The 12,130-nt window shown below is 60.8% G+C and carries 15 protein-coding genes; 8 read left to right on the top strand and 7 right to left on the bottom strand.

The window, feature by feature from the left end:
- Positions 1 to 11: 11 nt before the first annotated feature.
- The 3 genes from AC19YX_RS06885 (at position 12) to tal (ending at position 2,132) form a co-directional block, all read left to right on the top strand.
- On the top strand, positions 12 to 482 hold the full coding sequence (locus AC19YX_RS06885) for an Xre family toxin-antitoxin system antitoxin (RefSeq protein ID WP_078471239.1): 471 nt from the start codon (positions 12 to 14) through the stop codon (positions 480 to 482).
- Complete coding sequence (locus tag AC19YX_RS06890) at positions 479 to 979, top strand: RES family NAD+ phosphorylase (RefSeq protein ID WP_421547500.1); 501 nt, start codon at positions 479 to 481, stop codon at positions 977 to 979. Before AC19YX_RS06885 ends, AC19YX_RS06890 begins: the two co-directional genes overlap by 4 nt.
- Before the next feature lie 226 nt (positions 980 to 1,205).
- Complete coding sequence (tal, locus tag AC19YX_RS06895; RefSeq protein ID WP_500605965.1) at positions 1,206 to 2,132, top strand: transaldolase; 927 nt, start codon at positions 1,206 to 1,208, stop codon at positions 2,130 to 2,132.
- Between the two features lie 76 nt (positions 2,133 to 2,208).
- On the opposite strand, the gene rssC is transcribed toward tal, so the two are convergent.
- Together rssC and rssB are read right to left on the bottom strand one after the other, a co-directional pair.
- Positions 2,209 to 2,691, bottom strand: a complete 483-nt coding sequence (gene rssC, locus AC19YX_RS06900) for an anti-sigma factor antagonist RssC (RefSeq protein ID WP_068587814.1) — start codon at positions 2,689 to 2,691, stop codon at positions 2,209 to 2,211.
- A complete protein-coding gene (gene rssB / locus AC19YX_RS06905; RefSeq protein ID WP_078471236.1) occupies positions 2,691 to 3,872 on the bottom strand; it encodes a two-component system response regulator RssB in 1,182 nt (393 codons plus the stop codon). The genes rssC and rssB overlap by 1 nt, the downstream gene beginning before the upstream one ends.
- Before the next feature lie 275 nt (positions 3,873 to 4,147).
- Here rssB and AC19YX_RS06910 point away from each other — a divergent pair, with 275 nt between their 5' ends.
- Complete coding sequence (locus tag AC19YX_RS06910) at positions 4,148 to 4,447, top strand: PilZ domain-containing protein (protein ID WP_500605966.1); 300 nt, start codon at positions 4,148 to 4,150, stop codon at positions 4,445 to 4,447.
- Between the two features lie 58 nt (positions 4,448 to 4,505).
- On the opposite strand, the gene AC19YX_RS06915 is transcribed toward AC19YX_RS06910, so the two are convergent.
- Complete coding sequence (locus AC19YX_RS06915; protein WP_500606137.1) at positions 4,506 to 5,144, bottom strand: MlaA family lipoprotein; 639 nt, start codon at positions 5,142 to 5,144, stop codon at positions 4,506 to 4,508.
- Between the two features lie 244 nt (positions 5,145 to 5,388).
- Here AC19YX_RS06915 and pcrP point away from each other — a divergent pair, with 244 nt between their 5' ends.
- Both pcrP and AC19YX_RS06925 read left to right on the top strand, forming a co-directional pair.
- Positions 5,389 to 5,997, top strand: a complete 609-nt coding sequence (gene pcrP, locus AC19YX_RS06920) for an HAD superfamily inactivated hydrolase PcrP (RefSeq protein ID WP_421547502.1) — start codon at positions 5,389 to 5,391, stop codon at positions 5,995 to 5,997.
- A 123-nt stretch (positions 5,998 to 6,120) separates the two neighbouring features.
- Complete coding sequence (locus tag AC19YX_RS06925; protein WP_500605967.1) at positions 6,121 to 6,384, top strand: DUF4404 family protein; 264 nt, start codon at positions 6,121 to 6,123, stop codon at positions 6,382 to 6,384.
- A 45-nt stretch (positions 6,385 to 6,429) separates the two neighbouring features.
- On the opposite strand, the gene queF is transcribed toward AC19YX_RS06925, so the two are convergent.
- Both queF and copI read right to left on the bottom strand, forming a co-directional pair.
- Entirely contained in the window at positions 6,430 to 7,260 is an 831-nt protein-coding gene (gene queF / locus AC19YX_RS06930) for an NADPH-dependent 7-cyano-7-deazaguanine reductase QueF (protein WP_500605968.1), read from the bottom strand.
- Positions 7,261 to 7,327: 67 nt separating this feature from the next.
- Positions 7,328 to 7,900: a copper-resistant cuproprotein CopI gene (gene copI / locus AC19YX_RS06935; protein WP_500605969.1), complete on the bottom strand. Its 573-nt coding sequence runs from the start codon at positions 7,898 to 7,900 to the stop codon at positions 7,328 to 7,330.
- A gap of 155 nt (positions 7,901 to 8,055) precedes the next feature.
- On the opposite strand from copI, the gene AC19YX_RS06940 reads away from it, so the two are divergent.
- Together AC19YX_RS06940 and AC19YX_RS06945 are read left to right on the top strand one after the other, a co-directional pair.
- Positions 8,056 to 8,736, top strand: coding sequence for a heavy metal response regulator transcription factor (locus tag AC19YX_RS06940; RefSeq protein WP_078471229.1), 681 nt, complete (start codon positions 8,056 to 8,058; stop codon positions 8,734 to 8,736).
- Positions 8,736 to 10,097, top strand: a complete 1,362-nt coding sequence (locus tag AC19YX_RS06945; RefSeq protein ID WP_500605970.1) for a heavy metal sensor histidine kinase — start codon at positions 8,736 to 8,738, stop codon at positions 10,095 to 10,097. Before AC19YX_RS06940 ends, AC19YX_RS06945 begins: the two co-directional genes overlap by 1 nt.
- 27 nt (positions 10,098 to 10,124) lie before the next feature.
- On the opposite strand, the gene AC19YX_RS06950 is transcribed toward AC19YX_RS06945, so the two are convergent.
- Both AC19YX_RS06950 and lolD read right to left on the bottom strand, forming a co-directional pair.
- Entirely contained in the window at positions 10,125 to 11,369 is a 1,245-nt protein-coding gene (locus tag AC19YX_RS06950) for a lipoprotein-releasing ABC transporter permease subunit (protein WP_078471227.1), read from the bottom strand.
- 72 nt (positions 11,370 to 11,441) lie between these two features.
- Positions 11,442 to 12,125 (bottom strand): lipoprotein-releasing ABC transporter ATP-binding protein LolD, encoded by a 684-nt coding sequence (gene lolD, locus AC19YX_RS06955; RefSeq protein ID WP_178102957.1) that lies wholly within the window; start codon positions 12,123 to 12,125, stop codon positions 11,442 to 11,444.
- Positions 12,126 to 12,130: the final 5 nt, after the last annotated feature.

Below are 12,130 nucleotides of genomic sequence, written 5' to 3' on the forward strand. Positions count from 1 at the left end.
GAGGTGATTCCATGGCTGCTCAAAGCGAAACCCATCACTACCAGTCCCAAGACCCGACCAAGCCCCTGCAACTGCTGTTCGGCAACCGGCCTCCTCGCGCCCATGACGCCTTTGAGGTGCATGAGCTGATTGAAAAAGGCTTTCCGTCGGACGCGGTGATCAACTTTGTGCAGTCGGTCACGCGCTTCAAGGACAAGCAGGTGTTCGGCAAAATCATCGGCCTGTCGGAGCGGACCGTGCAGCGGCGGATCAAGAATCCGGAGCCTCTCACTTCGGAACAAAGCAGCAGTGCCTGGCGCCTGGCCAAGGTGTTGAGCAAGGCCGAGGGAGTGCTGGGCGATCTTCAGGAGGCGGCGAACTGGATGGTCACACCCGCACTGGGCCTGGAAAACCGTGCGCCCATCGATTTGCTGACCACCCAAGTCGGCTTCGAGCTGGTCGATGATTTCCTGACCCGCATGGACTACGGGGTTTATTCTTGAGTCCTGCCCCACTCGCGCCAACCGAACTGTACTTCTGGCGACTCGACCGCTCGGAACATGCCGCCACCTGGTTCAGCGGTATCGGTGCGGAGCTGGGCGGCGGTCGCTGGAACTCCAAAGGGGTCAAAGCGGTGTATGGCTCTGCCGATCCTTCCACCGCCATCCTCGAAGTGGCCGTGCATAAAGGCTTCCGCGCCCTTGATTGTGTCCCCCATGTGCTGACCGCAGCGCGTATCCTCGATCCTTCCCGAGTCCCACGGATTGTGCCAAGCCAGATTGCCAACCCCAATTGGCTGATACCCGGAACTCCCAGCCTGGGACAACAGAAGTTTGGTGACGAACTGCTGGAGCGCCATCCGTTTATCCTGATTCCTTCGACGGTGTCCCGACACAGCTGGAACATCGTCATGAACCCGCAACTGGCCCAGGGGCTGTACGAAGTGGTCCAGCAAGAACGCTTTGCCCTGGATACCCGCCTCAATCCACCGCCCCACTGACCATTTGCGCCCGAGCAGAACGGCCGCCGTCACTCCACGCGACCGCCTTCGATCAATTACCCGGAACCTGTCGGCTATTTTGGCATCGTAGTTAGCGCATAGCGCCTGCGCATTCAAACGCCTGTTCTCAGGGAGTTGCCCCTGCAGCCGACGATACGCCTATGCGCCCTTGAGCCGCTGTCAGCGCTCGGGTAATGTCACCAGACCCACAGGACAGAGCACGCCCATGACTTCCAAGCTGGAACAACTCAAACAGATCACTACCGTCGTTGCCGATACCGGCGACTTCGAAGCCATTGCCCGGGTCAAGCCGGTGGATGCCACCACCAACCCTTCGCTGCTGCTCAAGGCTGCGGCCATCCCAGGTTATGCCGAACTGCTCAACGCCTGCGTCAGCGACTGCAAGGGCGATGTGGGCCTGGCCAGCGACCGCTTTGCCGTTGCCGTCGGCCAGGAAATCCTGAAAGTGATTCCGGGACGGATTTCTACCGAAGTGGACGCACGCCTGTCGTTCGACACTGATGCCATGCTGGAACGCGCCCATCGCCTGATCGGGCTGTATGAAAAAGCCGGGATTGGCCGCGATCGCGTGCTGATCAAGATCGCCTCCACCTGGGAAGGTATCCGCGCCGCCGAGAAGCTGGAGCGTGAAGGTATCCAGACCAACTTGACCCTGCTGTTCTCCTTCGCCCAGGCCGTCGCCTGCGCCGAAGCCGGGGTGTTCCTGATTTCCCCCTTCGTAGGCCGCATCTACGACTGGTACAAGAAAGCCAACGGCACCGACTACAGCGGTTCCGACGATCCGGGTGTGCAGTCGGTAACCCGTATCTACAACTACTACAAAGCCAACGATTACAAGACCGTGGTCATGGGCGCCAGCTTCCGCAACCTGAACCAGATCGAGCAACTGGCCGGCTGTGATCGCCTGACCATCAGCCCGGACCTGATCGAGAAACTGGCTGCCGACAACGGCAAGCTGGAACGCAAGCTGGCCCCGGGCGCAGCAGGCGAACCCCGCCAGAGCTTGACTGAGTCGCAGTTCCGCTGGGCCTCGAACGAGGATGCCATGGCCACAGAGAAACTCGCCGAAGGCATTCGCCAGTTCGCCCGCGACCAGGAGAAACTGGAAGCCCTGCTGGCCGCCAAGCTGTGAACTGATCCACGCCCAAGCAAAAAAGGGCGAACCCGTGAGGGTTCGCCCTTTTTTATGCGCCTGGCGCCTTAATCGATCAGTGACGCTCCAACGCATTCACCAGGTCGTGAAAGGCTTCGCGGTTGGAGTCGTTGAGCCCCATGAGGATCTTGTGCGCTTCCAGCACCTTGATCCGCACCACTTCTTCCGACTGATCCTGAGACGGCAGGTCAGTCAGGCATTCCGGGCAGGGAATCGGACGATCAACGATGTTGAACACCTGATCGAAGCCCATCGATTGCAGCAGACGGGTGATGTCTTCGTGGGTGGTGACGACCGTCGGCAACAGACCGACCTTCTGCCGCGACAGGATCGACAATTTGGCCAGCAGGCCAAGGGTGGTGCTGTCGATGCTGCGGGTTTCGGTCAGATCGATCACGATGGCCGAGAAGTTCAGCGCCGTGAAAATCCGCTCAATAGTCGCATCCAACGCCGAACACAGGGTCAGGCGTACTTCACCGACGAACTTCAGGACAAAGGTGCCGTCCTGCTCGGCGAACTGGATTCTACCGGTACTCATTAAAGATTCCTGCTCAACACCAACAGGGCGATATCATCCGGCATCTCCCCTAGCGTGGCCAATCCAAAAACCTGCCGCAGACCATCCAGGCTGCCGCCTGCCGTTCTTACCCGTTCAGGCAAGGCGGCTTCTTTCTCTTTGAGTGTGGGTTCTGGCAAAAGGTCCAGAATGCCATCAGACATCAGCGTCAAGCTGAAGGTCGGCGGCAATTCCAGGATGTGGTCTTCATAGGTGGCTTCAGTGAACAAGCCCACCGGCAGACCGCGCCCTTCCAGGTAACGCACACTGCTTGGCGTGTACAACACAGGCAATGGCAGGTGTCCGCCAATGCTATAGGTCAACAAACCGGTCTCCTCGTCGATGACTCCACCGACCATAGTGACGTGTTTACCCAGCTTACAGCTGATCAGGCCACGGTTGATATGGCCAAGGACTTCCGAAGGCTTGAATTCGGGCAATGTGCCATTGCGCTTGGACTCGAACAACAAGCGCGTGGTCATGAACTTCAACAGGACAGTAACGAATGCTGACGAGGCGCCATGACCGGAAACGTCCGCCAGATAGAAAGCAACCCGGCGCTCGTCGACCCTGAAGTAGTCGACAAAATCCCCCGACAGATACAACGACGGGATGATCTGATGGGCGAAGTTGAACTCATCAATCGACCAGGGGCTGACCGGCAGCATATTCATCTGCACCTGGCGCCCGGCATTCTGGTCTTCCTGCAACAGATTCAGGCTGGCTTCAAGCTCGCGGTTGGCGGCTTCAAGCTTCTCGCGGTAACGCTGGTTTTCAAGCAGCAACCGCGCACGATCCAGGGCCCGACGCACCGAGTGCTCGAGCACCGCCAGATCTTCCAACGGTTTGATCAGGTAATCCGCCGCACCAAGACGCAATGCTTCGACCGCGTCATTCATCACGCCCGCACCCGATACCACGATCACCGGCGTTTGCGGTGCGATGTCGGTTACCTGACGGATAAGTTCGAGGCCGCCCATCTGCGGCATGCGCAGATCGCAGATCACCAAGTCGGGCTTCTCTTGCTCGAATACCTGAAGACCCTGCTGGCCGTTGCCGGCCTGAAGGACGCTGAAGCCACTGTCTTCCAAATAGGCCGCGAGGCTCGCGCGCACTACTTCGTCGTCATCGATTATCAGCAGCGTGGCACTGGTTTTTTGCATGTGGGCAAACGGCGCCAGAATTAGGTTGGCGTAGGCGGCGAGGCTGAGACCCGGCGCACACTACTGGATTCGCTTTCTAGCCACTCTGGAGTTGGAGCCAAGGCCCGGAGCCCTGCACGCTCGTCCAACAGAGGTGCCCTTCTAAGGCGCAGACGGTACTCCCATCCGCGGGGCGTTTCAAGCTCACGCCGATGGTCGCCTGGCGTCTTTACACCGCAAATCACCGGGAGTTATAAGAACAGGCAAAACCGCAACGTAATCGCAGGACGGAACCCATGAGCCAAAACGAACGGGACTACAGTGAAAAGCGCGATTACATTCGCATGCGCGTGGATGCAGAGGTCACGCTGATTCATCAGGGGCAAGTGATTCCAGCCGTCTGTATCGACCTTTCCAGCAGTGGGATGCAGGTTCAGGCGACACGCCCGTTCAAGGTCGGTGATCGGCTCAGCGTGCGTATCGACTCCGAGCATACGGCGCTCAGAGGGCTGGAAGCAGAGACCGAAGTGGTCTGGGTCACCGAGCTTCAGGACCACACTCAGAAACTTGGCCTTACAATCCTTAAGATGAACTGAACCCTCGCCCACGAAAAAGGCGGCCCACTGGCCGCCTTTTTTCATTTAACGCCGACGGTTAGAAGTCGTCTTCAACTTGGCCATCCTTGACCTTGAATTCGCGGTTCTGCAGGTAGGCATTGCGAATAAAGGTGTACTTGTCGCCGTTGATCAGCTTCTCGGCCGACAGCAGGCTGGCGCGCGTATCGATGATATCCAGGCCGATCGACATATTGCGCGCCGGAATGTCATTCATGTAGCGGTAAGGTTCGGTGTAGCTGTCCACATACTTGGCCGGCGCGTCACGCACAGTGCTGGGCCCGAAGAACGGCAGCATCACGTATGGGCCGCTAGGCATGCCCCAGTAACCAAGGGTCTGGCCGAAGTCTTCGTCGTTGCGCTGCAGGCCCATCTTGGTGCCGACATCGAAAAACCCGGCCAGACCCAAGGTGGTGTTCATCAGCAGGCGCGCGGTGTCGACGCCGGCCGCGCGCGGCTTGACCTGAAGGAGGTCGTTGGCCAGGTTGCCGACGTCACCGATATTGCGGAAGAAGTTGTGAATACCATCTTCCAGAAACTGCGGGGTAATCGCCTGGTAGCCTTGAGCCAGTGGCTTGAGGGCATAGGTGTCGAGTTTATCGTTGAAGGTGAAGATCGGGCGGTTGATGCTTTCCCATGGATCATCTTCAGCGGCCTGGGCCGCAAACGGCACCAACATCACACCGGCACACACGCATAGCTGAACTAGATGACTGCTCCAGCGCATAGCAGAAACTCCTTGGATTGTTCTGTCGCGGGGGCTATGCCCTGGCGTTAAGCGGCTCAGTATAAAACGGATGGCGACGTTTAGGCAGCATTGCGCACGCCAAGTTGATGCCTCAAGCATGACTTGCCATTCACCGGGCTGTCACCCAACCGTCATCAGGGCCCGCTAGCCTTGCGGCTATTTCAAGGACGTTGATATGCCGAACGCTGACGCCTTACCCCTGCCCTCTCCCACTTTGACCGCCGTGTTGTTCGGCCTCAGCGGTTGCCTGGTGGACTTTGGCGCCCAGACCCATCGCGCGCCCGAACGCGCCCACAGCCACGCCACGCCCGGCGCACTGGAGGCCCTGGGCAACCTCAAGCATCAAGGAATCCCCTGCGCCTGGCTCGATGAACTGCCTGGCGATGTCAGTCAGCAATTGGCGGCGGCGCTGCCGCCATGGATCCAACCGACTATCGCCAACCCCACCCAATGGCCCGCCCCGGATGCCTGCTGGCAGGCGCTGATGGCGCTGAATGTCACTCGGCTGGACGGCTGCGTGCTGGTCAGCGGCGAACCGCGACTCCTGCAATCCGGTTTGAACGCCGGTCTCTGGACCATCGGTCTGGCATCCTGCGGCTCGCTATGCGGCCTGGCTCCGGCCGAGTGGCAGGCCTTGAGCCAGCAGGAACGCGAACTCAAGCGCGGCAGGGCAACCATGCAGTTGTTCGGCCTCGGCGTGCATTCGGTGATCGACCATCTGGGGGAGCTTTCCACCTGCCTGGCAGACATCGGCTTGCGCCGGCAAAAGGGCGAAAAACCCTGACATACCCTCGTTGATCGAGATCATGCAGCACACGTGGGAGTGGATTACTCTAACAGCCTGGCCATGGACCTTTAGCTCAGTGCCGCGGTCCATGCCTGTGCCTATCAATAAAGGGAGAACGCCATGCCTGCCCGCGAACTGCAAGAACAACTCGATACCCTGCGCGAGCAATTGGAGCAGAACCCTCCGCTTTCGCAAGCCGAGCGCGACAATCTGCAAGATCTGATGCAACAGATCGAACTGGAAATCAAACTCGAGAATGCCACCCAGGACTCCAACCTCGCCGACGGCGTCAACCTTGCCGTCGAACGCTTCGAGCTTGAACACCCCGCCATTGCCGGAACCTTGCGCAACATTGTGCAGACCCTCGGCAACATCGGAATCTGAACGGCATCAAACAAAAAAGCCCCGCTCAATAAGCGGGGCTTTTTATTACTGACGCACCAGCCTGAAGTTGGGGAATTGCGCCGTTTCGGTGCTGCGGTACGGGTTGATATCCAGCCCGCCACGGCGCACGTAGCGCGCATAGACCGTCAGCTTCTCCGGCTGCAACAGGCGCTGCAGGTCAAGGAAGATCCGCTCCACGCACTGCTCGTGGAAATCCGAGTGCTGGCGGAAGCTCACCAGGTACGCCAGCAAACTCGCATGGTCCAGCGCCGCACCGCGGTACTCCACCACCACACTGCCCCAGTCCGGTTGACTGGTGACTGGGCAGTTGGATTTCAGCAGATGGCTGTGCACGCTCTCTTCAATGACACGTGACGGATCGCAGCGCAGCAGCTCCGGACGCGGATGCTCATAACTACTGACACTGATATCCAACTCGTCGATGCAGGTCCCGGGTAACGCCACCACGCCTTCGGCCTCGACCTCGCTCAAGCTGCGAACACGCACCCCCACCGGCTTGCCGGCAGCGGCCGACAAATCGCGGCGCAGGGTTTCCTCGAGGCTCTGGCGATCGGCGAACGACGTCTGGTTCAGCGAATTGAGGTAGAGCTTGAACGACTTGGATTCGATGATATTCGGCGAGTCCGCGGGAATGCTGAACTCGCCGATCGCCACCACGGGCTTGCCAGATGGCAGCAACCAGGACAACTCGAAGCAATTCCAGAAGTCCACGCCCTTATAAGGCAGGGTTTCGGCGCTCAGGCCCAGCTCGGCCCACTTGGCCGCCCGTGGAATCGGGAACAGCAAGGACGGGGTGTAGGTAGAGACGTATTCACTGGACTTGCCCAGCGGCGAATGTTCGGCTGCGGGATGCATGGCGGAAACCTGACTGAAGAATCAGGCGATTCTACCAGCCTTTGCTCGCGCCTTGAGCCCCCGGCGCTTACTGGCTGACGGTCAGCTTGCCGACCATGCCGGCCTGATAATGCCCCGGGATATTGCAGGCGAACTCCAGGCTGCCGGCCTTGCTGAAGGTCCAGGTCAATTCCGCCGTCTTGCCCGGTTCCACCAGCACGCTGTTGGGGTCATCGTGTTTCATCAGGGCCTGATGATCCATGCCCGGCATCGAACCATGGCCCATGGCTGAATGGTCCATGGCCCCGGCGGGCATGCTGTTCATGGCCGTAGGGGTGAGCATTCCGCTCTGCTGCATCTTGAGCATTTCCTGCTGGTGTTCGGCGTGCATCGCCGCATTGCCCAGGTTGAACTCGTGCAGCAACTGCCCCTTGTTGATCAGCACAAAACGCACGGTCTCACCGGCCTTGATCTGCAGCGCCTTGGGATCGAACGACATATCCCCCATCACCACTTCCACCGTGCGCGTAGCCTTGGATGCAGCGGCCGGCTGGCCGAAATCATAGCCCTGCGCCGGCGAAGCCGGTGCCGGGCCACTCAAGACCAGCAAACAGCCGGCCACTAGCAGCGGGGTTAAAAGGTGCTTTCTTGCCAACGCCATAGTCACACTCCAACACGATTACATTCAGCTTGTGGGAAACTCTAACGCCGCGCCGCTGCCAGCCAGCTGACTGCTAGATTACAACTTTGTCAGCTTGCGCCACCTTGCAACCACCCAAGGTATAAAGCAGCCGTTACGTTTGCCACGAGTCGCCCATGAAACTGCTGATCGTCGAAGACCAACCGAAAACCGGCCATTACTTGCGCCAGGGCCTGAGCGAGGCCGGCTTCTGTACCGAGCTGGTGGCCGACGGCACCAGCGGCCAACATCTGGCGCTGACCGGCGATTACGCACTGTTGATCCTTGACGTGATGCTGCCGGGGCGCGACGGCTGGCAGATTCTCCAGGCCGTGCGCGCCGCCGGGCTCGATACGCCGGTACTGTTCCTCACCGCCCGCGATGCCGTGCAAGACCGGGTCCACGGCCTGGAACTGGGGGCCGACGACTACCTGGTCAAACCCTTTGCCTTCTCTGAACTGCTGGCCCGGGTCCGCAGCCTGCTGCGACGTGGCAGCGCCGCCCCGCAGGAAACCAGCCTGCAACTGGCCGACCTGCGCCTGGACCTGATCCGCCGCAGAGTCGAACGCGACGGCCAGCGCATCGACCTGACCGCCAAAGAATTCTCCCTGCTGGAAATGCTCCTGCGACGCCAGGGCGAGGTGTTGCCCAAATCACTGATCGCCTCCCAGGTCTGGGACATGAATTTCGACAGCGACACCAACGTCATCGAAGTCGCGATTCGGCGCCTGCGCCTGAAGATCGATGACGACTACCCCAACAAGCTGATCCACACCGTGCGCGGCATGGGCTATGTGCTTGAAGAGCGCCAGGCCTGATGCGCCGGCTGTCGTTGAGTGGCCGCCTGGCGCTGCTGTTTGCAGCGTGCACCGCCGTGGTTTCGCTGCTCGCCGGGGTGCTGTTCAGCCGCGCCAGTGAAGCCCACTTCATCGAACTCGACCAGCAATTACTGGACAGCAAGCTGATGACCTTGCGCAGCGCACTGCAAGGCGCCAGCGACATCCAGCGGTTTGCCGAGCGCAAGCATCAGTTGCAGGCTGAGCTCAACCATCAGCCAGACCTGGCGCTGCGCGTCCAGGGCCCGGACGGGAAAACCTGGTTCGACAGCGCTGCGAACCTGAGCATGCCCGCGCCGATGGACGGCAACTTGCACAGCCTGCATGACGCAGACAACGCCTACCGCGTGTACAGCGTCGCGCTAGAACCGGACAATCCGCACTCGGCCACATTGACCCTGATGCTCGACATCACCCATCACCAGCATTTCCTGCAGCGCATGCAACACCTGATCTGGCTGACCGTGGGCCTCTCGGCGCTGGCCACTGCGGTGCTCGGCGCCTGGGCTGCCCGCAGCGGCCTGCGCCCATTGCGGCGTATGAGTGAAGTCGCCGCCGGGGTGTCTGCCAGCTCGCTGACCCAACGCCTGCCCCAGGACCAGATGCCCGCCGAACTGGCCAATCTGGCGCGCACCTTCAATGACATGCTCGGGCGCCTGGATGATTCATTTCAGCGACTATCGGCCTTTTCTGCCGACATTGCCCATGAGCTGCGCACGCCGCTGTCCAACCTGCTGACCCATACCCAGGTCACCCTCACCCGCCCGCGCGCGCTGGAGGATTACCGCGAAGCGCTGCACAGCAACCTCGAAGAGCTGCAATGGATGGCGCAACTGGTCAACGACATGCTGTACCTGGCCAAGGCCGACCACGGCCTGCTGACCCCACGGCGTGAAGCCCTGGAGCTGGCGGACGAGGCCGACATGCTGCTGGAGTTTTACGCCCCCCTGGCGGAAGACGTACAGGTCAGCCTGACCCGCGAAGGCACGGCGCGCCTGAATGGCGACCGCAGCATGCTGCGCCGGGCCCTGTCTAACCTGCTGGACAATGCCCTGCGCTTCACCCCGGTCGGAGGGCGGGTTCGGGTAAGCATCGAGGAGACACTTGGCGGGCTACGACTGAGCATCGAGAACAGCGGCACGGGGATTGCCCCGGAACTGCTGCCGCGCCTGTTCGACCGTTTCTATCGCGCCGATCCGGCGCGCCGTGAAGGCAGCAGTGAACATGCGGGATTGGGGCTGGCGATTACCCAGTCGATCATCCGTGCCCATGGAGGGCAGATTCATTGCGAATCAGGCAGTGCCTGGACCCGGTTTGTGATCGAGCTGCCGACCAGGGACTGACCCCGGCCGGCATAACGGCCTCAAGCCTCAGGAATAACGCAACGCGTGCGCCGGTTCGACCTTGGACGCGCGCCAGGCCGGGTACACCGTGGCCAGGAAGCTCAGGACGAAGCCGGCACCACAGATCAGCGCCACATCGCCGCCTTGCAGCTCTGAAGGCAGGTTGCTGACGAAGTACACGTCGGAACTGAAGATATGCTGGCCGCTGATCCGCTCCAGCCAGCCCACCAATTCGCTCACGTTTAACGCCGCAATCACACCGAGCACACCACCGATCAACGTGCCGACAATCCCGATCACCGTGCCCTGGACCATGAAGATCGCCATGATCTGCCGTGGCGTGGCGCCGATGGTACGCAGGATCGCGATATCCGCGCCTTTGTCGTTCACCACCATGATCAGCGTCGCGATGATGTTGAAGGCCGCCACGGCGACGATCATCAGCAACAGCAGGCCGATCATGGTCTTTTCCATCTTCATTGCGCTGAACAGACTGCCCTGGGTGTGGGTCCAGTCGTCGGCCTTGAAGTCGGCGCCGAGGCCCTTGGCGATGTCACTGGAGACTTGCGGCGCAGCGTACAGATCCTTGACCGCCAGCCGCACGCTCTGCACCTGATTGGGCTGCCAGCGTTGCATCTCGGCCGCGTCGGCCACGTGGATCAGGCCCATGGAGCCGTCCAGCTCGGCCCCGACCTTGAACACGCCGACCACGTTCAGGCGCTGCATGCGCGGCGTAATACCGCCTGGAGCGCTGCTGACTTCGGGCACGATCAGGGTCAGCTTGTCGCCGACATTCAAGCGAAAGCGCCGTGCGGTGATTTCACCGATCACCACCCCGAACTCGCCGGGCTTGAGGTCTTCCAGGCGGCCCTGGACGATATGCTGGGCAACAATCGACACCTTGCCTTCCTGGGCCGGGTCGATACCGCTGATCTGGATCGGCTGCATCGCGCCCTTGTACGACAGCATCCCTTCCATCTCGGTGAAGGGCACGGCGGCGGTGACTTCAGGATTTTTCAGCGCAGCAGCGGCGACGGGCTGCCAGTCATCGATCGGCTTGACGCCCACGATGGTGGCGTGGGGCACCATACCGAGGATGCGCGAGCTCATTTCGCGCTGGAAGCCGTTCATCACCGACAGCACCACGATCATTGCCAGCACACCGAGGGCGAGGCCGATCATCGAGGTCATCGAGATAAAGGAAACGAAGCGATTGCGACGCTTGGCGCGGGTATAGCGCGCGCCGATAAAGATCGATAACGGTCTGAACATGGGCGAGGCACCGTAGAAAAATTAAAAACCCGGCGCCGGCAGGTGTAGCCGCCAGCGCCGTGTGCGGCCGCATCAAATCGCGACCAGATGGCCTTCTTGCAAGTGCAGTACGCGGTCCATCTGCCGAGCCAGGTTCATGTCGTGGGTCACCACCAGGAACGCCGTGCGCATCGAGGTGCTGAGCTCCAGCATCAAGTCCTGAATGCCTTGGGCGGTGTGCGAATCGAGGTTGCCGGTGGGCTCGTCGAGCATCACCAGGCCCGGCTGGTTGACCAGGGCGCGGGCAATGGCCACGCGCTGGCGCTCGCCGCCCGAGAGCTCGGCCGGTTTGTGTTCCAGGCGGTGACCCAACCCGACCCGCTCCAGCAACGCCGTGGCACGCTGGCGGGCCTCCGGGATCGCGGTCTTGCCGATCAGCAGCGGCATGCAGACGTTTTCCAGCGCGGTGAACTCCGCCAGCAAGTGGTGGAACTGATAGACGAAGCCCAGGGAGCGGTTACGCAACAGGCCGCGCTTTTTCTCGCTCAACGCTGAAAGCTCTTCACCGTCGAGCCAGACACTGCCCTTGGAAGGCGTATCCAGACCACCCAGCAGGTTGAGCAAGGTACTTTTGCCCGAGCCGGACGTCCCGACAATGGCCACTCGCTCGCCCGGGTGCAGCTCCAGCTGCAGGCCGGACAACACCACGACTGATTCCGGGCCTTCGTCATAGGACTTACCCAGATCGCGGCAGCTCAAGATTGCTTTTTCACTCATGCCCA

It is taken from the genome of Pseudomonas sp. MF09150 (assembly GCF_059862355.1).

Excerpts from the sequence above, each read along its gene's own strand:
- AC19YX_RS06950 (WP_078471227.1), bottom strand. The coding sequence starts at position 11,369 with ATGTTCAGACCGTTATCGATCTTTATCGGCGCGCGCTATACCCGCGCC.
- rssC (WP_068587814.1), bottom strand. The coding sequence starts at position 2,691 with ATGAGTACCGGTAGAATCCAGTTCGCCGAGCAGGACGGCACCTTTGTC.
- queF (WP_500605968.1), bottom strand. The coding sequence starts at position 7,260 with ATGCATCCCGCAGCCGAACATTCGCCGCTGGGCAAGTCCAGTGAATAC.
- rssB (WP_078471236.1), bottom strand. The coding sequence starts at position 3,872 with ATGCAAAAAACCAGTGCCACGCTGCTGATAATCGATGACGACGAAGTA.
- pcrP (WP_421547502.1), top strand. The coding sequence starts at position 5,389 with ATGCCGAACGCTGACGCCTTACCCCTGCCCTCTCCCACTTTGACCGCC.
- copI (WP_500605969.1), bottom strand. The coding sequence starts at position 7,900 with ATGGCGTTGGCAAGAAAGCACCTTTTAACCCCGCTGCTAGTGGCCGGC.
- tal (WP_500605965.1), top strand. The coding sequence starts at position 1,206 with ATGACTTCCAAGCTGGAACAACTCAAACAGATCACTACCGTCGTTGCC.
- AC19YX_RS06915 (WP_500606137.1), bottom strand. The coding sequence starts at position 5,144 with ATGTTGGTGCCGTTTGCGGCCCAGGCCGCTGAAGATGATCCATGGGAA.
- AC19YX_RS06925 (WP_500605967.1), top strand. The coding sequence starts at position 6,121 with ATGCCTGCCCGCGAACTGCAAGAACAACTCGATACCCTGCGCGAGCAA.
- lolD (WP_178102957.1), bottom strand. The coding sequence starts at position 12,125 with ATGAGTGAAAAAGCAATCTTGAGCTGCCGCGATCTGGGTAAGTCCTAT.
- AC19YX_RS06885 (WP_078471239.1), top strand. The coding sequence starts at position 12 with ATGGCTGCTCAAAGCGAAACCCATCACTACCAGTCCCAAGACCCGACC.
- AC19YX_RS06945 (WP_500605970.1), top strand. The coding sequence starts at position 8,736 with ATGCGCCGGCTGTCGTTGAGTGGCCGCCTGGCGCTGCTGTTTGCAGCG.
- AC19YX_RS06910 (WP_500605966.1), top strand. The coding sequence starts at position 4,148 with ATGAGCCAAAACGAACGGGACTACAGTGAAAAGCGCGATTACATTCGC.
- AC19YX_RS06940 (WP_078471229.1), top strand. The coding sequence starts at position 8,056 with ATGAAACTGCTGATCGTCGAAGACCAACCGAAAACCGGCCATTACTTG.